This window comes from Sphingosinicellaceae bacterium (genome assembly GCA_019285715.1).
Classification (GTDB): Bacteria; Pseudomonadota; Alphaproteobacteria; order Sphingomonadales; family Sphingomonadaceae; genus Glacieibacterium.
Genome location: CP079108.1, coordinates 4,053,326 through 4,077,737, shown reverse-complemented (window position 1 = coordinate 4,077,737; position 24,412 = coordinate 4,053,326). Strand labels below are relative to the sequence as shown.

The following is a 24,412-nucleotide window of genomic DNA, read 5'->3' as shown; positions in this document are numbered from 1 at the left end:
CGCGGCGCGGCGGACGGTCGGCTTGGCGACGGAGAGCCGCCTATCGGACGGCGAGCCAACCCACCGTAACAGCGCGATCGGGACGAGACGCGAATCAGCTGACGCTTAAGATGGATAGACGCCGAACGATCCTGCGATAGCGCCCGCACCGGCCGGACTGCAGCTTCCGCATGAACGGAAGCTCAGTGACGTGGACGGCTATCGCTTCGGCCCGTTGAGGAGTGTCCCTCGACGTCGCACCTGCCTTCTTCCGAACTAGGCGGACCCGGCTTCATGTATGGTTAGGAGCGCACATCCTCGAAGGTCGAGATGCATCGTCTTGCCGGTATCGAGAAACCGCAGGTTTATCGTCGCGCAGCCCGGGCAACGGAGTATCAAGCCACTCTCCCTCCCGTACAAGGCGAGTGTCGCTAGCGGTCCCTCGCGGCCGCATCCCACGCACGTGACTATGGCCCCAGTGATGTCGGCGGCAAACAACCTCGTGAGCGGGCCGCCAGCTGCGTTGCCGTCGAGAGGGAAGCGTTGTTCGATCATTCATCTGCTCCCGTCGGTCCGAAGCGCTCGGTTCGTACCATGTCGTTCCTATAGCCGATCGCGAGCAGGTTGGCCGCGACCTCCTCGACGAATGCCGTTGGGCCACATACAAACGCGATCGGATCGTCGTCCGGGGAAAAGCCGAAGCCCTCCAGCATCGATCTGTCTATCCGCCTGCTTGCGCCCGCCCAACCGGAAGGCTGCCTGCGCGTTAAAGTATAGAGGATCTCTATCCCGTCGTCGCCTGCGGCCATCCGATCGAGTTCGTGGCGGTAGATTATCGCGTCTTGCTCACGCGACGAGTAAAGCAGGTGAGCCGTGGGACGCTCCTGTGCCTTAGCTCGGGCACGCAGTATGGACATCAACGGTACGACCCCCGAACCTCCACCTATAAGGAGCAGCGGACGGCGATCTTCCGGACTCCAGACGAAATATCCTCCGATCGGACCACGAAGCTCGAGATCGTCGGCGATCCGGACCTCGTCGAGCAGGAAAGAGGAGACCTCTCCGTCGGCGACGCGCTCGACGGTGATGGCGACCGTCCCGCCGTCGCTGGCCGACGCAATCGAATAGCTGCGCTGCGCTTGATATCCGTCGTCCGCCGTCAGGCGTAAGTCGACATGCTGGCCCGCCTTGTGACCCGGCCAATGCGGGACGTTCAGGACCAATGTCATCACGTACGGCGTCTCAAGCTGCTTCGCGATAACGGTGGCGATCAGCCAGCGAATGGGTGGCTGCCGCGCACTCATCAGGCATCGCCCGCATAGCGCTGTTCACGCCAAGGGTCGCCATACATGTGATAGCCCAGAGACTCCCAGAACCCCGGATGGTCCTCGTCGCAGAAACGAAGCGCCCGGATCCACTTAGCGCTCTTCCAGAGATATAAATGGGGCACTAGCAGACGCCCCGGGCCGCCGTGCGCTGGGGCCAAGGGTACGTCAGCGAAGTGCGTCGCAATGATCGCCCTTCCATCGATCAGGTCTTCCACAGGCAGGTTAGTCGTGTAACCGCCATCGCACTCGGCCGTGACGAACCTGCCCGGCGGCCTGCTCAGGCCTGCCGTTATCAGAAGATCGTCTATCGTGACGCCGCGCCAGCGCGTGTCGAGTCTTGTCCACTTGGTGACGCAATGAATGTCGGCGTTCAGCTCGGTCTGCGACAGAGCCCCGAGGTCGGACCAGCTCAATGTGGCGAACGTTCGCTCCGAATCGCGCAGCGTCAACGACCAGCGCTCCAAGGAGGTATGCGGGGTGGGACCCGCAGTCAGCACCGGAAAGTCGGAAACGAGGTGCTGACCAGGAGGGACTCGGTCGGAGAGCTCGCCCGAGGGCCGACGTCGCCCCTTGAAGCCGCGGGTGATAGCCAATGCGCAATCCCAGATGATCCCGACAAACCGCTATAATGATCCGACAGAGCCTCAGGGCTAGATGAATGCGATCAGTAGCGCCCACCACGAGCAAAGCCAGCAAGATCAGCCTGTTATCGGCAGGATAAGCTATGACCTATGATCAGGACTCATTGATCAAAGCCAGAAGATGACGGTGGCGGCGATAACGATGGCCGAGAAGAATGTGTGGGCGCAGCGGTCGTAGCGGGTGTGGATGCGGCGCCAATCCTTGAGCTTGCCAAACATGTTCTCGATGCGGTGACGCTGCCGGTAGAGCGTCCGGTCATGGTCGATCGGCACCTTGCGGTTGGCCTTCGATGGAATGCACGGCGCAATGCCCTTGGCGAGCAGGGCGGTGCGGAACCAGTCGGCGTCGTAGCCCCAGTCGCCGAGCATGACCTTGGCTTTCGGCAAGGCCTCGAGCATCAGCGCGGCGCCCTTGTAGTCGCTGGTCTGCCCCTCGGTGAGCAGCATGACCAACGGTCGGCCCTGGCCGTCGCAGACCGCGTGCAGCTTCGAGTTCAGGCCGCCTTTTGGTGCGTCCGATACATCGGGGAAGAGCCCCTTTTTGAGGAGACTGGCCGCAGTCCGGTGCGCCTTCAGGTGCGTCGCATCGATCATCAGCTGGTCGGGCTTGCCGCCTTTCGCCGCGAGCGCGGCGAAAATTCGGTTGAACACGCCCAGCCGGCTCCAGCCGATGAAGCGGTTGTAGATCGTCTTGTGCGGGCCGTAGTCCTTGGGCGCATCGCGCCAGCGCAGCCCGTTCCTGATCACGAAAATGATCCCGCTGATCACCCGACGGTCGTCGACCCTCGGCACCCCGTGCGACAGCGGAAAATGCGGCTCGATCCGCCGCATCTGCGCCTCCGACAACAACATCAAATCGCTCATGGCAACACCTCCTTCAGCGCTACCACTGAATCAAGCGATCGCCACTTACGCAAGCAAATTAATGGGTCCTGACCTTAGCTCAGCGTCCGATCCGACGGCTGGCAATGATCATCTCTGCCTGAACTTGAGCGGAGATGTTCCGGTGATCAGCTTGAACATCCGCGAGAACTGTGCCGCGCTGTTGAAGCCGCACTTGCGCGCGACATCCGCCATCGATCCTTCGCCCGAAGCTAGCAGGTCCTTGGCCCGGATGGCCCGCCGGGTGAGGAGGTACCGGTACGGGGGCATTCCGGTTGCGGTAGCGAAGGCGCGACTGAAATGGAACGGGCTGGCTCCGGCCGCTGCCGCCAGGTCGGTCAACGCGATATCCTCGGCGAGGTTCGCCTCCATGAAGTCCAGCACTCGCCGCAGCCGGAACGGAGCGATCGAATGCCGCTGTCGCAAGGGCGCGGACGGAGCGTTAGCGTACGTCCTGAGCAGGCGGAGCTGAAGCGAGTGGAGCAAGGTATCTACGTATAGACGGGATGCCGGGGTCGCCCCGGCCATCTCCTCCAGCAACTCGAGGAACAACGTCTGCAGCAGTGGGTCACGCACTCCCAGTCGATCTTCGAGACACAGGGACCCAACGTCCCGATCCAGCTCTTCCAAGCTGACACGGCGGAGAGCACCCGGTGCGAGATAGATATGCGCGAATTCGATCGGGCCCACAGTACTCCACTCGTAAGCGGCGCCAGCCGGGACGATGGATAGGGCGCCCGTATCGGTTTCAACGGTTTCAACGCCGCCCTCGCCTCGACGCACGATCCGCTTCGGTCCGCCGAGATGCATCGTGAGGTAATGATGATCGAGCGCCGGCTGCACGATGTCGGGTTCGACGTCGCACCACCAGCGGATCAGCGGCCGCGTCCAACCACCGCCCTCGCTGCTCATCAGCGGCGGCGCGGAGATCCCATCCCAGGAAAGCGGAGAAACCGGATACCGCAATGGGCTAAGCGCGGTCATGTCGACAACCTCATGCCGCCTCGGACGCCGGCTCGATCGTCGCGCAGTCCGCTGAGCACCGAGACCTTCGTTCCGGGGTTGGCATCTTCCCGCTCGACCCGAGCGGAGAGCCGGTGTGCGATGGCACTCACGATGCTGGTCCCCAGGCCGGCGTGGTGATGCAAAGAATTCGTGGGCATTCCAATGCCGTCATCAATTACCGAAAGAAGCCAATCCTTCTTGAAGCCATTGTAAGTGACGTTGATCGTACCCGCGCGCTGGCCGGGGAAGGCGTGCTTCAGCGCGTTGATGACCAGTTCGGTCACTACCAAGCCTATGCTCATCGAGAAATCAGCGGTGGCCATGCTGTCATCGATATGGACCTGCAGCGCCAAACTCTGGTCTCTGTTGATCATCGAAGCGCAGATGCTCTGGCACAATTCCGTCAGGTAGGTGCGCATCTGGACGCCGCTCTCCGTGACGTTGGTGAGGTGCCGCTGGATCGCAGCGACCGACATGACACGGTGATGGGCATCGTAGAGGTGGGACCGGGTCTCTTCAGAGTGAATGCGACTTGCGCTCTGCATCAGAACACTCGCGATTATCTGCAGGCTGTTGGCGAACCGATACCGCAGCTCGCGGAGGAGTATTGTCTTCTCCTCGAGTACCCGTTCCTTGATCCTCTCCGCAAGGCGCGCATCGGTCACGTCCGCGATCGTTAAGATGATCCGTATGTTGTCCCAGTCCGCATAGTCCATTCTTTGTGCCCCGAGGACAAGGCGTCGAGCACCCTTACCCTGTCGTTCGAGATCAATCTCAAACGACCCGATCTTCGAATAGCCGGCCATCGTCGAATGAAGTAGCGAACGGACCTCTGGTACGTCCCACTCACCGCCCCGCAGATTAAACAGAGACCGGCCGACTTCATGCGCGGCTACCATATCGTAGATGCTACAGAATGATTTGCTAACCGCGAGAACGGTGAAGTCCCCATCTAGTAGTACAAGTGGCGCGTCTGATGCGCCAATCACCGCTAGTAGCAGACTGTTCACGGCGGTTGGAACAGCCAACGTGAGATCTGGCATAGTGTAACACCTCGCCTCATGTGCCATTAACCGAAGAACTACGCAATAAGGTCGATCGGAAAATCATTAACAGGCTGGCAGCCGGGGTCGACAATCTGGCGCTACTCCTATCACGGAATTCAGCTCCGCTCACTGTTTATGCGTACGAATGCGCTCAATTGCATCGCTCGGCTTAGCGAGGGCTGCCTATCCTGCGGATTCTAAACCGATCTTGCGGAATATGCTCATTTGGGTAAGGCAGAGCAGCGAATGGCCGCTCTCTGTCTACGGGGTGAGTGCATTCGGTGTTTCAGACGGATCATCGAATCGCCAATTTCGTACTTAAGGCAGGTTGGTGATGGCTAAGGCAGGCAGCTAAATCCGCTCCGGAGATGCCTGCGGTCAGCCTGAGTGTCGGCAGCCCACTGCGTTGCACCTGGCCCGCGTCCCGGTGCCGCGACCCGTGCCTTCTACGAGAATGCGATTGCACGTGCCGACCGTTACGGCGCTCAGTATCTGACCCCGCCGTGGGCAGAGGTGTAGAGCGGGCCTGTAGAGGTGCCGTAGCGGTATGGAAGCCACGTCGGCGTGCGATGATCGCTCACCAGTCATGCCTTACGGAACGTCTATGCTCTGTGCTTCAACCACGACAGCCACAAGTCCAGCAACCAGCACTGCCGCGACGCTGTGATCAGGACAAGGCCGACTCCGAATGGCGCTAACCCTGCAACCCAGAAACGAAACGACCGACGCACGGGGCACCCTTGCAGCATACGCGACATGCTCTCTCACCTAGCATCCTGACCCGCGCCGTTGACCCCCGCACAGACGTTTACCATAGCGTCCTCGCGCGTCCGCGCAGATGCAGCGCGGCGCGAGTTCAGGAGTGACAATGAAGACGTTGCATAAGTTAATGGCGGCGGTAAGTTCGCTGCTCGTGGCCAGCGCTCCAGCGCTCGCCGAGACGATTGACTTTGAAAACCTGGCGGTAGGCGTGCAGGCTGAGGGTTCGATCGGCTACCCAGGGGTGACGTTCAGCTCGTCGTCGGGGGTGTTCAGCGCTGTTTCCGGCAGCACCGGCCTGGCGCTCTGCGCATTTCAAGCCGATTGCAGCGGTACTCTCATTATCGACTTCGCAAAGCCGGTCTCGAATCTCACCTTTAACTACTCCGATGATGACGTGACGAGCACGCTAGGATTTGAGGGCTCGTCAACAACGGCGTCCTTTACAGGGCAACTTTTCGCGGATGGAGACCCTCTCACCCAGGACGTGTTCAACTTGTCCATCGTGCCGAACATCACGCAGCTGATTGTCTTCTCGAACGATCCGGGTGGCGTAATCTTCGACAACTTCAGCTTTACGACATCGGTCGCAGGGGAAGTTCCCGAGCCGGCAACTTGGGCAATGATGATCGTCGGTTTCGGCGCAGTCGGCGGCTCGCTCCGCCGCCGCAACAAGCTCGCGACGTGCGTCAATTTTGCCTAAGCAGTCATCACTTAAGTGAGGTAAAGGGCCGTCTGTCAAAAACAGGGCGGCCTTTTGCTGTGAACTTCTGATTGTCGGCAGCGCCTGCTCGATGAATTGAATTCGAGTGCATTCGATATCCTAGCCGTAATGAGCTACATGGCCGTTTCTCCAGCCCGAAGTTGCCCGTCTGCAAACCACTCAATTATAGCGGCTATGTCAGCTGAAATGATTTGTTCCTCTTTATCGGTCAATCATGTCCTGCACACGATCCTAGATTTAATTGTCGAAAGCTATCGGCCGTTCATCAAGACGTTAGAGGAAAGAGTGATGGCGATGGAGCGATGATGTAGCAATTTGCGGCTTGGGCAGCGAGCCTCGCCGTGCCGACAGCGGTTGCTGGTGTCTACGGTATGAATTTCGTCTACTCATCCGAGCTGCGCGGACTACGGATTTTCCGTCGTGCTGGCCGCCATGACCAGTGCCTGCACAGGCCCTTATCTCGGCTTCAGGCGGGCTAAATGGCTTTGATGAGGCAGCTACCGGTTGCGGAACCTGAGTGGCGTGCAGCCGGTGGATTGTTCAAACATGCGCGAGAACCGCGCGGAGCCGTTGATGCTAGTCCGTCCCGGCTTGGTCCCGGGAGCGGACCCGTGTCTCAAAGCGCCGAGTGATTCTTGGCGGCCTGCTCGATGTGATCCTTCATTTCCGCGAGAGCCGCATCGGCCGCGGCGGGATCGGCACGGTTGAGCACCGCCAGTTTGCGCCGCTCGTCATCGGTGCGCACCACTTCGACATCGCCTGCGATGATTGCCTTGATCACTGCCTTCGCGACTACGGCGGGGCTCTGCCGCTCGCCCTTGGCCAGCCCGGACGTCGCCATCATCGGCGTTTCTGTCGCGGATGGGTAGACGGTCAGAACGCCGACCCCTTCTCCCGCCAACTCGCGCCGCAGCGCCTCGCTGAACGACGCGATACCAGCCTTGGTTGCGGCATAGGTCGCGTAGAACGGCAGGGCGATCCGTGCGATCTCCGAGCTGACATTGACGATGAGCGCCTTGCCGCTCTTGCGCAACGCCGGCAGCGCTTCGCGCGTCAACAGGATCGGCGCGGTCAGGTTCACCGCGATCATGTGGAGGATCTCATCCTCCTTGATCGCTTCGAGACGGCCCGCCCGCACCCCGCCGGCATTATTGATGAGGATGTCGAGCCCGCCGAGCGTGTCCACAGCCAGCGCTAGCGTGTGCTGCCGCCCTTCCTCTGTCGTCACGTCGGCAGATATGCCGTGCACGGTGCCGTCGGGCGTTAGCAGCGATACGGCGCGATCCACCGCCTTTTTATCCCGGCCGGTGATGCCTACGCGCGCGCCGCGCTGGACCAGCTCGCGGGCAATTTCGAGGCCGATGCCGCTTGTCCCGCCAGTGACGATTGCGCGTTTTTCCATGATGTCCATTGTGTCAATTCCCGCACTTGAAGGTTCTGGTTGGGATTGAGGCGCAGAGCCTCAGAACTGCGTCGACCATTCCGTGAATTGGTCGGGCAAGTGATCGAGCGCAAATGCCTCTATCTTCCTATCAAAGCCGATGAGGATCATAACGCCGATCGCGAGCAGCAGCGCGCCGAGCACGGCCTTACCGCGCCCTCCGGCCGTCATCATGCGACCGCGCCAGCGTGCCATCACGCCACGCGCCGCGAAAGCAATGACGAGCAGAACCGCCGAGATCCCGAGCCCGAACGCCGCCATCACCAACGCAACTTCGCCGAGCTCTTTTCCTTCCGCAGCCAGCGCGATCGCGGCACCGAGCGTCGGGCCGACGCACGGCGCCCAAACGATGCCGAGCAACGCGCCTACCGCCGCCTGTCCCCACAGGCCGGCACGCGCATCGAGCGCAGTCTGTTTCCCGCTCGCCCAGGCGGCCAGCGGCGTCGCGGCACGCGCGAGCACATCCTGGAGCTTGGGAACCAGTAGGACCACGCCAGCGATGCACAGGATCACCGCGCCTGCCGCGCGCACCACCAGCGTGTCGAGGCCGAGAGCCTGGCCGAAGGCGGCGATGACGAACCCGGTGATCGTGAAGGCAACCACCAGCCCCGTCGCCAAGGCCAGCGGGGCAAATCGGTGCCGTTGCGCCGCCGACGACAGCACAATCGGGACAAGCGGGAGAACGCACGGGGACAGGATGGTGAGCCCGCCCGCTGCGAAGGCGAGCGCGGGATTCAATGCGGAAGCCATTTTGGGCGGATCAGGCGATCGCGCTGCTGATGACGGCCGAGATCTTGGCGTCGTCGGTATCGTGCGAGATGCGCGCGGTCTCGCGCTTGCCGTGGAACGCGATCACCGTCGACTGCATCGTCGCGCCGAACTTCTGCCAAAGCGGCTTCTGCGTGTCGAAGTCGATCCGGAAGACCTGCATGTCCTTGTAGGCGGGCTGGGCTGTCACCCGGGCGATGGTCTTTGCCTGCTCACGGCACACTGGGCACCACGGCGCATGGACCCACACGATGATCGGCTTCCCCGCCTTCTGCGCGGCGTCGAAAGCTGCCTGATTATAGGGCTGGACCGCTGGGGCGGCAGCAACCGCAGGAGCCGAAATGACGACTGCGGGAACAGCGGCGACGGCGACGGCGATTGCGGCGATTAGTGAAGACAAGTGGCGCATGAAGACCCTCCCTTATGTTCGAGACTCCACCTCCTACGAGCCGGCGGAGCGTCCGGTTACACGTTACAGAATAAATTGCTGGCACTGCTGGCCCGCCCCCGAGCCCCGCCGGCGTGGGTAAGCGCGAACGGCCTTAGCCGAGTTTACGAACGCGCCCATTGAGTCGCGCTTCCCAATCTCCACTCCCGTCATGCGGGGATGTCGTAAGCCGTTGTCGCATGAGAGTAGAAATTAGGCTGCGAAAAGGAGAGCAAGAATTCCTCGACTCGTAAGTCCATCGCTTTAATGAGTCCTCAGCCTAAGCCACTTGAACGTCTCGAAACCTTCGATCACAGGCCCTGCCTGAATTGCGTTGGTGTAGTGCCGGTCCACTGCTTGAACATGCGGGAGAACTGACCAGCGGTCTTGAACCCGCAGATACCCGCGATGGCGGAAATGGTCGCGTTCCTGTCGATCAAGGCCCGCTTCGCTACCGCCACCCTTCGCGCCGTCAAGAAGGCGTATGGCGTCGTACCCGTCGCATTCTTGAATGCCCGGCTGAAATGGAAGGCACTGACGCCGGCGACGCCGGCCAGTTCGGCGACGCCGATGTCCGCGGCAAGGTTCGCTTCGATGTAGTCTAGCACACGCCGGGTTCGTTCGGGAGCGAGCGCCACGCGCGCCGCGGTGGCGATCGACTCCGCGTTCGCATACAGCCGGACCAGCCGCAGCAACACTGCATTGAACAACGTGTCCAAAAACAGCCGAGAGCCGCCGCGCATCGAGCCCAATTCTTCGAGCATCGTCGTGAACAGTGCCTCGACGAGCGGGTCGACCGCACCTAGGGGGTCCTGCAGGGAATGCCCGCAACGGTCCTTGTCCAATACCTCGTTGAAGACCTGATGCAGCATTGCCGGCGAGAAGTAGAGTTCCGCGTAGTCGACAGGACCGGTTGTCCTCCAGTCGTATGCGGCGCCCCATGGTGTGATCGAGAATGCGCCCGGATCGATGTCGGCCTGATGGGTGTTTCCCTCGCCTCGACGGACGATGCGCCGTGGGTTCCCGAGGTGAAGCGTCACGCAGTGCTGATCCAGAGGCGGATAGCTCTCCGGTTCGATCCCCCGCCAAAGCCGTATCGCGCCGCGTGACCACCCCGTCCCGTCGCTGCTCAGCACGGGGGCAGCTGATAAACGGGTCGCCCACTCGTCCGACGAGGTACAATCCAGAAGATCGACCGGCTTCATTTCGTCATTTTCCCCAATTTCGAAAGAGGCTGATCACACCCTCGTATCGACCAACATCCCCTCCGCGCCCTTGTGCGCCAATGCCATTACGGCAGCGTTGGTATTGCCGCTGACGATGTTCGGCATGATGGACGCGTCGATGACGCGAAGCGCCCTCACGCCATGGACCCGCAGGGACGCATCCACTACGGCACCGTCGTCGGTGCCCATCCGACAGGTACCAACGGGATGCAGCATGCACGACATGTTCTCGCGCGCATATGCCGTCAGGTCGGCATCGCTCTGGACACTCGCACCAGGCAGGAGCTCAGGTTTCAGCAGCTCCTTCAACGCGGGCGCGCTGAGGACCTCGCGAGCGTAGCGCAGGCCGAGCAGCATGGTACGCATGTCATCGGGATGCGCTAGATAATCCGGATCGATCAACGCCATTGACCGGGGATCCGCATCCCTGAGCGTCAGTCTGCCACGGCTCTTCGGCTGGAGCACCACGTTCTCGAGCGTCAGGCCGGGCTCCGGATCGAGCTGACCAAGCGCTCGTCGCGCGATGACCGGCGCATGGAAGCATTGTACGGTCGGCTCCTCCTCGGGAAACTCCGGGTTGAAGTGAGCAACTGTTTCGATGCCATTGCTTGCCGCGGGTCCGCTTTTCGTACCAATGTAGCGCAAACCCGCCTTGAACGCTCCGAACAACGAGCTGTCCTTCAAGTAGCCCATCTCGGAGTGCGATTGCGCAATGACGGGAACTTCGGGATGGTCGTGCAGATTATCGCCGACGCCTTCGGAGCGCACCTTAAGGGGAATGCCGTGCCGAGCAAGTTCCGCCTCGGGGCCGATACCGGAAAGCATCAGGAGACGCGGCGTGCTGAGCGCGCCGGCGCTCAGCACTATCTCGGTGCCGAAGACCTGTTCCACGACCCCGGAATGCACCAGCTCGACGCCAACCGCCCGGTCGCCTTCCACGATCACCCGCGTCACCAGAGCGTCGGTTCGCACAGTTAAATTCGGACGCTTCTCTGCAGGGTGCAGATAGGCCCGCGCCGAACTGCACCGCTCTGCATCCGCCATGTTGAGCTGACACGGCCCCACTCCGCGCTGCTGTCTACCATTGTAGTCCGGATTGTATGGCAGTCCGACCTGTTGGAAAGCCTTCAGCACAGCCCGATTGATGGGTGCGATCGCTAGCGGCTGCGAAACCTTTATCGGCCCATCTGTGCCGTGGGAGGGTCCCGCGAATATCTCGTTACCCTCCAGGGCTCGGAAATGCGGCAGCATATCCGCGAAGGACCAGTTTCCCGTGTTGCCAACCGCGGTCTGCCAGGAGTCGTAATCCCTAGGCTGGCCGAGGACCCAGACCATGGCGTTGATCGAGCCGCTGCCACCCAGGCCGCGGCCTTGGACTAGAGGGATTCGGCGACCACCGAGATGCCGTTGTGAGAGGTGGCTCGGCTAATCTGCACAGTCGGCTAAGTGGAGTTTCTGCCTGAAGGTGGCCAGGATGGCTGCCGAACAGGAGACCAGATGACGAAGCGCACACGCCGGAACCACAGTCCGGCTTTCAAGGCGAAGGTGGCTTTGGCTGCCGTGAAGGGCGAGAAGACGCTGGCCGAGTTGGCGCAGCAGTTCGACGTGCACCCGAACCAGATCACAACCTGGCGCGGGCAGTTGCTGGAAGGCGCTGCCGGGGTCTTCGGGTCAGATGGCCACGCCGAACCGGCGGAGCCGGCGATCGACGTGAAGACGCTGCATGCCAAGATCGGCGAGTTGACGCTGGTGAACGATTTTTTGTCCGGGGCGCTCGGCAAGGCGGGACTGTTGCCGAGCGCAAAACGATGATCGACCGCACGCACGCGCTGCCCGTGACACGGCAGGCGCGGGAGTTGGGGATCAGCCGCGGCAGCGTCTATTATCTGCCGCGACCGACCTCGGTTTCCGATTTCGCCATCATGCGGCGGCTCGACGAGCTGCACATGGATTTTCCGTTCGCGGGCAGCCGGATGTTGCGTGACCTGCTTGCCGCCCAAGGCGTCAAGGTCGGTCGCCTGCATGTTTCGACGCTGATGAAGAAGATGGCGATCGAGGCGATCTACCGGCGGCCGAACACCTCGAAGCCGGCGCCAGGACACAAGGTCTATCCCTATCTGCTCCGCAAGCTGGCAGTGACGCGACCCAACCAGGTCTGGGCGACGGATATCACCTACATCCCGATGGCGCGCGGCTTCGTCTACCTCATCGCCATCGTCGACTGGTTCAGCCGGCGAGTGCTGAGCTGGCGGCTGTCGATCACGTTGGCGACGGATTTTTGCATCGAGGCGTTGGAGGAAGCGCTGACGCGCTTCGGAACCCCGGAGATTTTCAACACCGACCAGGGCAGCCAGTTCACCAGCATGGCGTTCGTCAGCGTGCTGCACCGCGAGAAGGTCGCGATCAGCATGGACGGCCGCGGCGCCTGGCGGGACAATGTGTTCGTCGAACGCCTGTGGCGATCGGTCAAATACGAGGAGGTTTACCTGCGGGCCTACAGCTCGGTGAGCGACGCCCGGGCTTCGCTTGGTCGGTACCTCAAATTTTACAACGGCCGACGCCCGCACTCATCGCTTGACCGCAAGACGCCCGATCACGTCTACTTCAACCAACCGCTTCTCGCAGCGGCATGAAACCGGCAGCCGCTCCACTTGGAAATCGCGCGGGCCTGTTCAGACAAACCGAGCCACCTCTGTGGGACGGTTTCGTAGGGATACATGAATTGATGGTATTCGAGCAGCTTCGAAAATCCTGCCGGGATCTTGATGAGCGGAGACCAGTCCCGCCCGCCGTCCTCGATCACCAGCACACGTGCATCGGTTTCGATGGCGAGTCGACCGGCGACGATGCAACCCGCCGATCCGGCGCCGACGACGATGACATCGTAAGTGCTGACATTCGCTGCGGTCGAAGCGTCCACCGGTTTCTCCTTGGTTGTGAACTCGATCAAACGGGTCGCAGGCGCCCGGCTACGGTGACTACCAACGCAGGCACGGCGGCTATGGCGTTGGCTACCGACGCCACGTGGCGATGATCGCCGAACTCTTGGTACTCGACACCGAGATGATAGGTGTCCTCCACGCCGAGGTAGCCGCTGACGGTCGCGACGTGAGGGGCGAGATGGTTCATCGCTCCACGCAGACCGCCGGGTTCGAAACCGAACTCGCCGGCGGAGGTCAGCAGCACCAGTGCCTTTCCCGACAACGTGGCTTCCAGCGGGAAATCCCCTCGCCCGAGGTCGAAGGAGAATGTCCGGCCGACCCGAACAACCTGATCGACCCAGGCCTTGAGCCGGGCTGGCATCCCGTAATTGTGCATCGGCGTGCCCAGCACGATGACATCGGCCGCCTCGAGTTCGTCGATCAACTCGTCGGATGGCGCAAGCGCATCATTCATCTCCCGGGTCCGGGAAGCCGCATCGGTAAACGCCGCAGAGATCCAAAGCTGATCGACATAGGGCGGCGGAAAGGCGGATAGATCACGTCTGAGGACGGTGCACCGCGGCTCATTCGCAAGCCACGCGTCCACGAATGTCCGACTCAGTTGTCGTGAGATCGACCGTTCGTCACGGACACTCGCGTCGATGTGAAGTAGTACCGTCAACGCTGCCGAGCCTCTTATCGCGGACCCGATGCAACACCGGATACGGCGCAAGTGCGCGGCGATCAGGGGATCCATGTTCGGGCTGATGTCGACAAGTTATAGACCACAGCTTCGAACAAAGTCGCCCGGGCCGCACCGTGCCAACCCGGTTTAGCGCAATATAAGCCGGCAATAGCACGTTTCGCTTCGTCTGCAGGATGCGACCCTGGTCGCAATCATTGAGGCAACGGTTCTGCGCTTCTCGAAAACTCCGCGGAATGGGCCGACCAAGGATCACAACCACATTGCACGTTTGAAGCGGACATAGAGGATTATACAAGCGGTCAAAATTAAGGCGAGGACCACGAAGTAGCCGTAGTGGGTCTTCAGTTCCGGCATGTACTCGAAATTCATGCCGTAGATCCCTGCGACCGCGGTGGGAACCGCCAGTATCGCGGCCCAGGCCGCCAGCTGCCGAGTGATAGTTCCCGTCCTCTGCTGCTCGAGCAGGTTGCTGATTTCGAATACGGAAGTCAGGACTTCGCGTAGCCCTTCAACGCTCGTGGTTATATGGCGGATGTGGTCGGCCACATCAGCGAAGTATGGTTTCACTGTCGCGTCGAGACAAGGTAGATCCAAGCCGACCAGTTTGCTTGTTATCTCGCCCATAGCACGAAGCATGCGCGCAAGTCGCGTAAGGTCATGGCGCAGATCGAATATCCAGCGGACGTCGTGCCGATGCAACGAGCTTTCGAGCGTCCGTTGCTCCATCGCGATCACCTCCTCTTCCAGTCCCGCGATCAAGGGAAGGTAGCTACCGACGATGAAGTCCAGAATGGCATGCAGGACGTAGTCAACGCCGTGGATAAGCAGCGGCGGCGCGGCCTCTAGTTCCTCGCGTAGCGTGCTTTGGCTCTTGAGAGCCCCCAGGCGGACCGTGATGACGTGACTCCGACCGACGAAGACAGCCGTTTCACCGTAAACGATTCCGCCTGGATCACGATCAGCGGTGCATGCGATCAGGAAAAGCTGATCGGCGTAGACGTTGAGCTTTGGTGATTGGTGAGGTTCGAGTGCGTAGCCGATCGCCAGTGGGTGAAGTCCGTACTGACACGCAAGGGTTTCCATCTCCTCGACTGTAGGATTAACTGCATCGATCCAGACGAATGCTGAACGGTCATCCGGGCAGTCGAACATCTCGCTCGGCTGGATCTGGCGTTTTCGCTCACCTTCGCGGTAGACATAGGCTGAGACGATCGACATGGGACTACTCCGTCCGGAAAAGCCGCCACTCGAGGATCGGACGCCTCCGCAGGATCGCAATCTGGATCGGGAATGCGACGCTATGCGGCCGGTGGCGAGGCGCTCGCACCGGATCGAGTGGCGGCAACCGCCTCGATCTCGAACAACGCCTCCGGCCGGTACAACGCTTTCACGCCGACAAGGCTGTCAGCCGGATACGGCGGCGAGAAGAACTTGCGTCGCAGAGCGACGACCGCTTCGAAATGGTCCATGTCCGTGATGAAAATCGTGACTTTCAACACATTATCCAGACTGGAGTTGGCAGCCCTCAAGGCACGGTCCAAATTTGCGAATGCCTGCTCACCTTGAGCAACGAAGCCTCCCTCGACTATTAGCCCCGCATCGTCGTACCCTGCCTGCCCGGAAATAAAGACGAGGGTGTCGGAGCAGATTCCTTGCGATATTGCGAAGGGCTCGTAGGGGTCTGGTACGGTTACAACCTGTCGCATGCGCGCCCCTTGTCGTGGACTCAGCCCATTCAGCCCGATCCCGCACGCTCTGCCCCACGGACCGCCCGACCATCTCTTGGCATTCTAGTCGGCGCCAGCCTGTTTCCTGCTTAACTGGTTTATACTGCCCACCGCATGGACTTCATGAAAGGCTCGACCCATCAGACGTAAGCGGTTCGGGCAGGACGGTACTATGCCGGCTGCCTCGAAGGCGAACACCTTAGGTTCCGAAATGTAGCCGAGTTCCACAAGCACGGTAAGCGCGTTGGTGGTTGTCGCCTCGCGGCCTGATGACCCAAATTGGCCGAGGACGTGCGATCGTGATTGAGTACAAGACCTCGTCTGTACGATGAAACGGCTTCCGGTATCGTCGGCGGCGTGAAGGTTTTAGCCGACCAGGCCCGCGCCTCACCGGCAGACAGAACAACTGGTTGCAACCGTTAGGTTCCCGAATAAAACGCCAGCGGCTCTCATTGACGCTGCCGAGGCGATTACACACCAGCGCTTTACACAGCCTGGTGGATAGAGGCACGGCTGCTTTGAGGCGCTCAAGCAGCGTAAGTGGACGCTCGTTCAGGTAGCTTTAAGCGCACTTCGCAGCCGACAAGTCACGTGCAGCGGATCGCCGCTAGAAGTGGTAGCGACGGGATTTACGGGGCGCGGGGGACGCCGTCGTGAGCCCCGGCCATCTTCTCGGCCTAGATAGCTTACCCCGACTTATCATTACCAAGCACCCTGCTGTAGTGATCAGACCGGCTTTCGCGACAGCGAGGCCGTCCTCGCCCGGTAGCGCATCGTCGAGCCGACAATGCCGAAACCGACGATCATCAAAGCCCAGCTTGCCGGTTCAGGAACAGCACCCGCGGTTGCCAACAGCACCTGACCGATCGCAGTCTGGTCGGTGTACGCACCGTGCCCGAAAACTCGGCCCTGCGCGTCGGTGTAGCTGTCGAACATCGTCGCCAGTGCGGCGATCTCGTCCGAGCCCCGACCGTAGGCGAAGAGCGGCACCAATCCGTTGCCGTGGTTCGGACCGAACCACGAGTAGCCTGGCAGGTTGCCGGCGCCATTGTCGACCAGACCTTGATAGGGGACCGTCGCGCCATCGGGTCCGTAGAGCAAATGGTCGTGATCGGCGGTCACGATGAGCAGAGTATTGTCCCAGGTCGCGTCGGTATCGCTGCGGTTCACCCAGTCGACCACCGACTGCACGTTGTCGTTGGAGGCGAGGGTTTCCTCGATCGTGCGGCCGAAATTGTTGGCGTGCTCGGCCCGGTCGATCGCGCCGCCTTCCGACATCAGGTAGAAACCGTTGGTATTTTGACCAAGCCGGTTGAGAGCGGCCAGGGTCAGGTCGCTTTGGGTTGGCGTATTGGTCAGGAACGGCGTCGTAAACGGCACATAGGTCGCGACGTCGGTGCCGGGCGCGTCGCTGCGATTGGCCTGCGTGCTGTTGTCTGCCTGCATGATCATCGCCAGCTTTTCAGGCGGGACTACGGTGCCGTTGGCATAGGCCTGGATGCCGGCCTTGGTCTGCACCAGCGTCCAGTTCTGCGCGTTCTTGCCGGACAGATTAGTGCCGTTCTTGAGGTCGTTCCACAACGCCGGACTGACCCAATTATACGCGGCCGGCCGGGCCATTCCATTGTTGTCGAAGTCTGGATTGCCGGTGCCGCCGATAACATCGAGCGTTCCGGCGGAGAACATCTCATCGGCGATCGCGAAGTGGTTGGCGCGGGCGATGTTGTGAGCGCCGCCAAACGCGGCGGGGGTCGCATCGGCGAACTCGACCGTCGAGACCACCCCGGTGGCCTTGCCCGCGGCGTGCGCGGCTTGCGCCGAAGTCATCAGCGGATCGCCGGCGCCGTTGACGTTGATCGCGTTGTTGTAGCTCTTGTTGCCGTTCGCGAGGGCCGAGGCCGTCGGCGCAGAGTCCGGGTGCGCGTAGCGGCTGTATTCATAGCCTGCGAACCCTGCCGGATAGGCCGTATAGCCGGGCACGGTCGAGTTGCCGGCGACCGGGGTCGTGTCCCAGTACTTCGCCGAGTTATAGACGACGTCGGGCTCTTGTGTCAGCGAGCCCGGCTGATTGTTGGCAGGGCTGTCGTGACGCAGCGAATAGGTCGACACGCCGATGCTCTTCCAGCCCGCCCCGTCGACAACCAGCGGCTTGCGGGCAAAATCCCGGGCTGCATCGTAGACCGTGTAGCCCGCGCCGTCATTGAGCAGGACGATGATGTTCTTGACGCCCGCGATCGGCTGCGCGGCCATTGCCGGCATCGCCATCATCGATGCAGCGAGCAAACCTAGCTTGAGCTTCATGAGGTGCCTCCTGTGTGTCACAGCGAAAAGCTAGGCAGCCGATTTGACGAGCAAATTTCAGCGATGTTGCAGCCCTGTGACGTTGCGCGCCCGTTCGGCGGTAAGACGGCCCGCTGGTTCTAAGCAGCAGTACCCGAGCCAGCCTCCGATGACCGGCACCGAGCTGGCTCATGATGATCGCGGGCTTTGGCCTGACGAGCGTCATCCTGTGACGCCGCCGCCGTCGCTTCGCTCAGGCGGCCTGACCGAGCCGCAAAAACGGGGGCCTGAGATGGTACCTCTAGCGTTCGGACACCGGGGCCAGCCTAATCTTTGCTATCGCTTATTCGGAGCGTTAGCACGGGGTCAGCTAGCCGTCGGTCAATCGACCGCATGAACGAACGACCGTATTCCGGACGCCCCAGAGATTCCGCGAACGTCCGGGTATGGGTCCTCGCTACAGGGGATTGGGCGGCGGGAGTCGCCGAGTCTTTACGGAGCTCACGGCCTTCGCGCCTTCAGACGCGTCGATTCACGGACGTTGAAAACCGAGGAAACTCCGGATGCGCTCCAGCAGCTTGCCATTCTGATCGAGCGGCTCGCAACTGCGCGCCGCATGGTCGCGCTCGAGTATCTCCAAGCCGCGCTGAACCGATCGCTCGAGCGCGGCGCTCAATTGCCGGTTGTCGTGCAGCAGCGTTGCCAATGCAGCCTTGGGCAACTCGAACGCGCTTCCTTCAGTGATCGCAGCTGTGGTAATTGCGCGGGGTTCGCCACTCATCATGCTGATCTCGCCGAGATATTCGCCAGGACCGATCTTGCCGAGGCTGACGTCGCGTCCATCGCCGCTTCGACGGCGGATCTCCAAGATGCCCGACTGGATAATGTAAAGTGACCCGCCGACGCTCCCTTGCGCGAACAGTATTTCGCCAGGCTGCAGGCGACGCAATGTCATGCCGGCCGCCAACCGGGTAATCTGGTCTTCATCCAGTGAATCGAACAGGACGAGGCTCGCCAGCAAGTTCACGCGGGAGGGTGGCTGGCCGTCGTCGATGCCCGCGTGTTGGAACAGGCGGCGGACTTGGCGGAGCAACTCGCTCTTGGCGGCGGTCATCACGCCGGTCGACGCAACGAAGTACCCGACGCTGATCGTCGCTGTGCGGGTGCCGACATACTTCAGCGAGACGCTCGGCGCTGGCACCGGAAGCAGGTTCTCGCACAGCAAGGTCGCTTGTTGGATCAGGCCGATCAGTTGCTCTGACGGGGCTGTCGACAGAGTTGGAATGTCGAGTGTCGCCGCCCGGCGCTCGGTCGGCACACTTCGATTGATGATCTGGCTGCGGGCGACGATGCTGTTAGGGATTGTCGCGACATCTTCGCCATCGGTCTGAATGCGGATTGACCGCCAGTTCATCTCCACGACGACGCCTTCGACATGGTCGGCGATGGAGACCCGGTCACCGACATGAAAGGGTTGTTCGAGCCCGACGGCGATTCCTGAGAAGACGTCGGCAAGTGTGTTCTGCAGCGCCAAGCCGAGGACGATGGCGATAACCCCGGACGTGGCCAGCACGCCATTGATCGGCAAGCCAAGTACCGAATTGAGAATGATCAGGATCGACGTCAGGTAAATCGCACCCGCTAGCAGGTCGGAGAACAGCCGGGCCTGCTTCGACCGAGCATCACGGCCGAGACCCAGAACCGCTAACGTCGCGACCATCCGGCCAGCGATCAGCCACCAGACGACGGCGAGCGCCCTGAGCAGCGGGCCATCGTTTAGCCGCGCTAGTTGAATACTGGTCGGCAGCGGGGTCAGGCCACGACTGATTAAGAGACCAGCGATCAAGGCGACAAGAGCGAGTTCGACAGCGAGCTTAAGGGGCGCTGGCCGCGATCGTATTGCGACGACGCCGATGAGCGTCGCTGCCAGCAACACGGCAGGAATAAACGTTGCGCCAACCACCATGTTTTATCCTTGTCCCAGTCGCCGGCAGACGCTCGGGCTCAGTGCGCCGTGATCATCCGGCATTTGGCGAGGATCGCGTCGGCGACGGCCATACCAGCAGCGGCTAGATCAGTCGACTAGCCTTCAATAAAGGCTAGGAGGTCAGCGTTGATGATGTCGGCGTGGGTGGTGCACATGCCGTGCGGCAAGCCGTCGTAGGTCTTAAGAGTCCCATTCTGCAAAAGCTTGGCTTCCAGCGGGCCGGCATCGGCGCAGGGGACGATCTGGTCGTCAGTGCCGTGCAACACCAGCACCGGCACCTGGATATTCTTCAGATCCTCGGTAAAATCGGTCTCGGAAAACGCCTTGATGCACTCGTAGTGCGCGTTCGCACCGCCCATCATACCCTGCCGCCACCAATTCTGAATGATACCTTGGCTTACCTTGGCGCCTGTCCGGTTGAAGCCATAGAAGGGTCCCGCTGGCACGTCGACGAAAAATTGAGCGCGATTGGCAAGATACGATGCGCGGAAACCGTCGAATACCTCAATGGGCAGGCCGCCCGGATTCTTGTCAGACCGGACCATGATTGGGCCGACCGCGCTGATCAGCACCGCCTTTGATACCCGGCCGGGCTGGGCGCGCGCGACGTAGCGCGTGACCTCGCCGCCACCCGTCGAGTGGCCGACGTGGATTGCGCCCCTGAGGTCGAGCGCATCGGTGACTGCCGCAACATCGGTGGCATAGGTATCCATCTCGTGGCCAGCCGCCGTTTGGGTCGAGCGTCCGTGCCCGCGCCGATCATGCGCGATAACGCGGTAGCCGTGCTGCAGGAAGAACATCATCTGCGCATCCCAGTCGTCTGCGCTGAGCGGCCAGCCATGATGGAAGAAGACGGTCTGCGCGTCCTTTGGGCCCCAGTCCTTGAAGAAGATCTTGGTGCCGTCTTCGGTGGTAGTCACGTCCGTCATGTCGATGCCCCTCGGTGAAGTACCGCCCTCGCCGGAACACAGGGGGTGCGTGCCCGATGAAGCCAGCTGAGTCGATCATTTCAATTGCCGCTGAGCCTACGGACTCCAGCCGTGATCGTCTTGAACGCTCCGCACCAAATTTTGAACGATTGGCGACGGCCAGCTTGCGTGGGTTTAGCTTCGCCGGGCTCGACGATAGGCGCCAGGAGGCACGCCAATCATTCGAGCAAACGATCGGGTGAGGTGGCTCTGATCCGCAAAGCCGCACAGCGCTGCGATCTCGGCAAGAGAGCAGTTCGTTCGATCGAGCAGTCGATGAGCTCGCTCGACCTTTTGGGCCAGACGCCATTGATGCGGGGGGCGCCCGAAGGCGCCTTTGAAGGACCTTCGAAATTCGGACAGTGAAAGATTGCAGGCGCTGGCAAGATCGCTGAGACGGACGTCTCTCTGCAGATCGTCGAGCAATAACCCACGAACCAGTCCGATCTGCTGCTCGGAGAGCCTTCCTGTCGCCTTTACCGGAGGTGCGATGCCGCCGTAGGTGCAGGCGAGATGGATCTGTACCGAGGAAAGGATCTGGTCGGTCAGGAGGCTCGGCGGGGCGGACGGCCGGTCCATCAGGCTCGCCAGGGCCAATGCCAGGTGGTGGATGGTCGGATCGACAACCTGGTCAGTCGGCGAGCACGTCAGCGATCCGATCCTCGGCTGCCTCAGCTCGTCGGTGAACTCATCAAAAGCCTGCTGCGGAATGTAGAAATGCAAGCTTTCGAATGGATACCAGAGCTCCACCCGCCACTGATCACGCATGTCGAAGCAGGTCACTGTTCCGGCCGATAGTGACGGCAGGACGACGTGTCGGCCGTCGCGCCAAGCGTTGTGGGAGGGCGTTCCCCGCAACAGGACGGGGATCTGGTAGACAGGCACCGGATCCCACTCATCGCTGATTTCGATAGGCGATCCGGCATTGCGGTAGAAGCCAGCGGACACGCCGCCGAAGGATGGCGATGGTTGAACGTAGCTCTCCGCCTCCAGCCTTCCCGGCACAACGAAGGGCGGCCGTTCGAAATCTATTTGATCAAGTGCGCGCTCCATCGCCGCGCCGGTCTAATCCGCGCTGCTTATGACGCAAAGGCGAATGCGAGGTGATCGGCGCTATGAGCGTAGCGTCCGTCGCCGATGGCTGAGCGGATCCGAACCACGGCTGGTTTTATGATGAAGGCATCACCTGAACAAACGTCCTTTATCAGGGATCGGCAAACCAACAGTGAATGTCTGCTTTTGGGGGTGGGTTCAACCGGTCCTCACTGCCATGGCACGAGCCGCCCCGCCGTGGACATTCGGTGGTGCGGAGATCATGCTTGAGCCGACGCGCAAACGGCAGTAGCGACCCGGTTCCAGCGAACGGGCTGAGGTCTTGTGGCTAACGCTTTTCTTCATGGCACAGCGCACGAGCCCGGGAAGACCTCCAGGTCGCGATGCGTCCGGATCCGAGCGTATTAGCCCTTTGGGAACACCTGACTCCTCTCGGCCGCAACGAGTTCGTCTGCTGGGTCGATGACGCCAAGCAGGCATTAACCCGCCGGCGGCGCATCGCACGCACCCGTGACGAACTACCGGGAGGAAAGAAGCGACCGTGCTGCTGGGCGGGTTGCATCCACCGAGCCGACAAGGCGCCGAGCCGATGGCAGCAGGCTGTTCTAATCGAAGGGAAGAGGAAGACTGCTGGCGCAAACTCACGTCGCCCTGCGCCGTCGTAAGGCCCGGTTATTCGGTGCTCAAAGGTCATGATCGGGCAAGGCTCGCATCAACTCAAGCCTCGGCGATCATCGCAATCGAAATCTTCAAGCCGGGGATGCGAACCGGCAACTTCGCGCCTTGCCGCGCCGGCGGATCGGTCGGGAACCACTTCAGCCATTCCTCACTGGCAGCGGCGAAGTCGTCCTCGTCGGCCACGATCAACGTGGCACTTACGGCTTTCTGCAGGCTGCTCCCGGCCGCTTCGAGAATGGCAGCGATGTTACGCAAGCACTGGGCGACTTGGATTTGAACCGGCCCCTCGACCAGCTGGCCGGTATCCGGATCGACCGGCGCAGTTCCCGATACGAAGACATGCCCGGCGACTTTCACGGCCTGACTGTAGGACGGAGGTGCCTTGGGCGCCGCGAGGGTGGCGATAATGGTCCGAGTCATGCATTTCTCCAAGAGTTCGCGTGAAGTCCGCTATCGTTGCTATCAATCCCAATAGCTGCCGGACCGCAACCACCTCGCGCCATTCGGCCGAACACCATCGCCTACCGAAATTGGTCATCCACCCACATAAATGAGCGTCCAGAGTTGGGGAGCTCCGCAGGGAAGTCGAATGGCTGCATGTGGGTCGTTGTCGCCGGGGGCGGCTGGACTGTGACTTAGCGCCGAGTGCGGCATGACGCCGCCGCATACCGAACAGCACGGCAACAGTCTGCGCGATCGCTGGATTTGTCATCGATCGGTGGTACGAAATGTCTCGGGGTGGGCTGAACGCTGATGGCCGTCGGCCGGAGGCGAAATTTGGGAGCTGGATCATGCCATTCGGACTTTCACGACCCATCGCAGCGGTTGCCGCGGCGGCGGTGCTTCTCATGGGCGCGCTGCCCGCGGCAGCGGTCACTAATTTTAATGCTACGCTAAGCGGCGCGAACGAGACTGTGCCGACCGGCTCGACCGGCGTCGGGACGGGCCTTTTCACCCTGTCCGACGATCGTAATTCGCTCGAAGTCGCGGTTACCTTCAACGGCTTGACTGCACCGGCGGTGGCGGGCCACCTCCACTGCTGCGCCGCGCCGGGGTCAAATGCCGCGGTTGCAATCCCATTCACCTTCGCCTCGGCGACCTCCGGATCGATAAATCAGACCTTCGACCTGACGTCGGCGGCGATCTATACTCCTGGGTTCGTAACCGCGTCAGGCGGGACCGCCGCTCTCGCTCAGTCAGCATTTCTTGCCGGGCTCGACGGCGGGCTGGTCTATGCTAACGTCCATACCTCGACCTTCCCCGGTGGTGAAATCCGTGGGCAGCTCGGCGCGGTACCGGAGCCGGCATCTTGGGCGTTGATGGTGTCAGGTTTCGGGCTGGTCGGGGCGTCGATCCGACGTCGCAGGGTTATAACCGCCTGAGACGAAAGGGGGCGGACGTTCGGCGCTTCGCCCCCTATATCCTTGACGACGGCCGTTGGCGGCCTCTTGCGACTTGCTAGCCTAGCAGCCGTCGTCGTCGCACCCGGACCCGCTAGCCGGTCATAATCTTTTGAATTTTGAAGACGACAAATTGGACTGTGAGCCACCGCTGGACTGCCGACCGGCTCAATCGCCGGATCATCTGCTTCGCTGTCCACGTGCCACTTGGCCCCCGCCGTTGAGTAGTAAGAGCGGTACGCCTGAAAACAGCCCTTCAACCGAGATAAATGAATGGCCGGTATTGCGAAGCGCAAGATCGACCGTAAATGGCCGGAATTGGGTCTTCCAGACCTATAGGCCGAATGCTTCCGACGTCGGGTGCTGAAGCGCGGGCTCGAGCCGACAGATGAGATGATCCAAGACGGCGGAGCTGGGCGGCGGTGAGCATGACAGCTCGCGACACCCGCCCCGCCTTGATTCCTTG

General features: G+C 61.4%; 21 protein-coding genes and 3 pseudogenes. 4 read left to right on the top strand and 20 right to left on the bottom strand.

Features of this window, described 5'->3' with window-relative positions; genetic code table 11:
- Positions 1-530 precede the first annotated feature (530 nt).
- The 5 genes from KX816_18825 to KX816_18805 all read right to left on the bottom strand — a co-directional run bounded on the left by KX816_18825 (position 531) and on the right by KX816_18805 (position 4,641).
- Positions 531-1,283, bottom strand: a complete 753-nt coding sequence (locus KX816_18825; GenBank protein ID QXQ06204.1) for a ferredoxin reductase — start codon at positions 1,281-1,283, stop codon at positions 531-533.
- Complete coding sequence (locus KX816_18820; protein QXQ08673.1) at positions 1,283-1,894, bottom strand: sulfite oxidase-like oxidoreductase; 612 nt, start codon at positions 1,892-1,894, stop codon at positions 1,283-1,285. The genes KX816_18825 and KX816_18820 overlap by 1 nt, the downstream gene beginning before the upstream one ends.
- Before the next feature lie 162 nt (positions 1,895-2,056).
- Positions 2,057-2,812, bottom strand: coding sequence for an IS5 family transposase (locus KX816_18815; GenBank protein ID QXQ06203.1), 756 nt, complete (start codon positions 2,810-2,812; stop codon positions 2,057-2,059).
- 108 nt (positions 2,813-2,920) lie between these two features.
- Entirely contained in the window at positions 2,921-3,814 is an 894-nt protein-coding gene (locus KX816_18810; protein QXQ06202.1) for an AraC family transcriptional regulator, read from the bottom strand.
- Positions 3,811-4,641 (bottom strand): sensor histidine kinase, encoded by an 831-nt coding sequence (locus tag KX816_18805; protein QXQ06201.1) that lies wholly within the window; start codon positions 4,639-4,641, stop codon positions 3,811-3,813. The genes KX816_18810 and KX816_18805 overlap by 4 nt, the downstream gene beginning before the upstream one ends.
- Before the next feature lie 1,108 nt (positions 4,642-5,749).
- Between KX816_18805 and KX816_18800 the strand changes: the two genes are divergently transcribed.
- Positions 5,750-6,343, top strand: a complete 594-nt coding sequence (locus tag KX816_18800; GenBank protein QXQ06200.1) for a PEPxxWA-CTERM sorting domain-containing protein — start codon at positions 5,750-5,752, stop codon at positions 6,341-6,343.
- 637 nt (positions 6,344-6,980) lie between these two features.
- On the opposite strand, the gene KX816_18795 is transcribed toward KX816_18800, so the two are convergent.
- From KX816_18795 to KX816_18770, 6 genes and pseudogenes are all read right to left on the bottom strand, one after another.
- On the bottom strand, positions 6,981-7,775 hold the full coding sequence (locus KX816_18795; GenBank protein QXQ06199.1) for an SDR family NAD(P)-dependent oxidoreductase: 795 nt from the start codon (positions 7,773-7,775) through the stop codon (positions 6,981-6,983).
- Positions 7,776-7,826: 51 nt separating this feature from the next.
- Positions 7,827-8,555, bottom strand: coding sequence for a cytochrome c biogenesis CcdA family protein (locus tag KX816_18790; protein QXQ06198.1), 729 nt, complete (start codon positions 8,553-8,555; stop codon positions 7,827-7,829).
- 10 nt (positions 8,556-8,565) lie between these two features.
- Positions 8,566-8,982: a thioredoxin family protein gene (locus KX816_18785; protein QXQ06197.1), complete on the bottom strand. Its 417-nt coding sequence runs from the start codon at positions 8,980-8,982 to the stop codon at positions 8,566-8,568.
- Between the two features lie 63 nt (positions 8,983-9,045).
- Positions 9,046-9,260 (bottom strand): annotated as a pseudogene (locus tag KX816_18780) (DUF1993 domain-containing protein).
- A gap of 51 nt (positions 9,261-9,311) precedes the next feature.
- Complete coding sequence (locus KX816_18775) at positions 9,312-10,205, bottom strand: AraC family transcriptional regulator (GenBank protein ID QXQ06196.1); 894 nt, start codon at positions 10,203-10,205, stop codon at positions 9,312-9,314.
- Positions 10,206-10,238: 33 nt separating this feature from the next.
- Positions 10,239-11,561: a GMC family oxidoreductase N-terminal domain-containing protein gene (locus KX816_18770; GenBank protein QXQ06195.1), complete on the bottom strand. Its 1,323-nt coding sequence runs from the start codon at positions 11,559-11,561 to the stop codon at positions 10,239-10,241.
- A gap of 162 nt (positions 11,562-11,723) precedes the next feature.
- Here KX816_18770 and KX816_18765 point away from each other — a divergent pair.
- Positions 11,724-12,859, top strand: a protein-coding gene (locus KX816_18765; GenBank protein QXQ08672.1) for an IS3 family transposase whose coding sequence is annotated in 2 segments (ribosomal slippage) — positions 11,724-11,990 and positions 11,993-12,859 — 1,134 coding nt in all. Because the reading frame shifts where the segments join, the coding sequence is not laid out codon by codon here.
- Here KX816_18765 and KX816_18760 read toward each other — a convergent pair.
- The 8 genes and pseudogenes from KX816_18760 to KX816_18725 form a co-directional block, all read right to left on the bottom strand.
- Positions 12,826-13,146 carry a GMC family oxidoreductase N-terminal domain-containing protein gene (locus tag KX816_18760; protein QXQ06194.1) on the bottom strand — a complete coding sequence of 107 codons (321 nt, stop codon included), beginning with the start codon at positions 13,144-13,146 and terminating at the stop codon, positions 12,826-12,828. The two genes, KX816_18765 and KX816_18760, sit on opposite strands and share 34 nt — an antisense overlap.
- Before the next feature lie 26 nt (positions 13,147-13,172).
- Positions 13,173-13,904 carry an NAD(P)H-dependent oxidoreductase gene (locus tag KX816_18755; protein ID QXQ06193.1) on the bottom strand — a complete coding sequence of 244 codons (732 nt, stop codon included), beginning with the start codon at positions 13,902-13,904 and terminating at the stop codon, positions 13,173-13,175.
- A gap of 198 nt (positions 13,905-14,102) precedes the next feature.
- Positions 14,103-15,071 carry a magnesium and cobalt transport protein CorA gene (locus KX816_18750; GenBank protein QXQ06192.1) on the bottom strand — a complete coding sequence of 323 codons (969 nt, stop codon included), beginning with the start codon at positions 15,069-15,071 and terminating at the stop codon, positions 14,103-14,105.
- 80 nt (positions 15,072-15,151) lie between these two features.
- Positions 15,152-15,559 (bottom strand): RidA family protein, encoded by a 408-nt coding sequence (locus KX816_18745; GenBank protein QXQ06191.1) that lies wholly within the window; start codon positions 15,557-15,559, stop codon positions 15,152-15,154.
- 747 nt (positions 15,560-16,306) lie between these two features.
- A pseudogene (locus KX816_18740) lies at positions 16,307-16,417 on the bottom strand (PEPxxWA-CTERM sorting domain-containing protein).
- Between the two features lie 1,975 nt (positions 16,418-18,392).
- A complete protein-coding gene (locus tag KX816_18735) occupies positions 18,393-19,823 on the bottom strand; it encodes a mechanosensitive ion channel (protein ID QXQ08671.1) in 1,431 nt (476 codons plus the stop codon).
- A gap of 119 nt (positions 19,824-19,942) precedes the next feature.
- Positions 19,943-20,776: an alpha/beta hydrolase gene (locus KX816_18730; protein ID QXQ06190.1), complete on the bottom strand. Its 834-nt coding sequence runs from the start codon at positions 20,774-20,776 to the stop codon at positions 19,943-19,945.
- Between the two features lie 174 nt (positions 20,777-20,950).
- Positions 20,951-21,868, bottom strand: a complete 918-nt coding sequence (locus KX816_18725) for an AraC family transcriptional regulator (protein QXQ06189.1) — start codon at positions 21,866-21,868, stop codon at positions 20,951-20,953.
- 324 nt (positions 21,869-22,192) lie between these two features.
- Here KX816_18725 and KX816_18720 point away from each other — a divergent pair.
- Positions 22,193-22,533, top strand: a pseudogene (locus KX816_18720) (YdeI/OmpD-associated family protein).
- A 52-nt stretch (positions 22,534-22,585) separates the two neighbouring features.
- Here the strand turns inward: KX816_18720 and KX816_18715 are convergent.
- Positions 22,586-22,903, bottom strand: a complete 318-nt coding sequence (locus KX816_18715; protein ID QXQ06188.1) for a RidA family protein — start codon at positions 22,901-22,903, stop codon at positions 22,586-22,588.
- Between the two features lie 434 nt (positions 22,904-23,337).
- Between KX816_18715 and KX816_18710 the strand changes: the two genes are divergently transcribed.
- Positions 23,338-23,928, top strand: a complete 591-nt coding sequence (locus KX816_18710; protein ID QXQ06187.1) for a CHRD domain-containing protein — start codon at positions 23,338-23,340, stop codon at positions 23,926-23,928.
- The last annotated feature ends 484 nt before the right edge of the window (positions 23,929-24,412 follow it).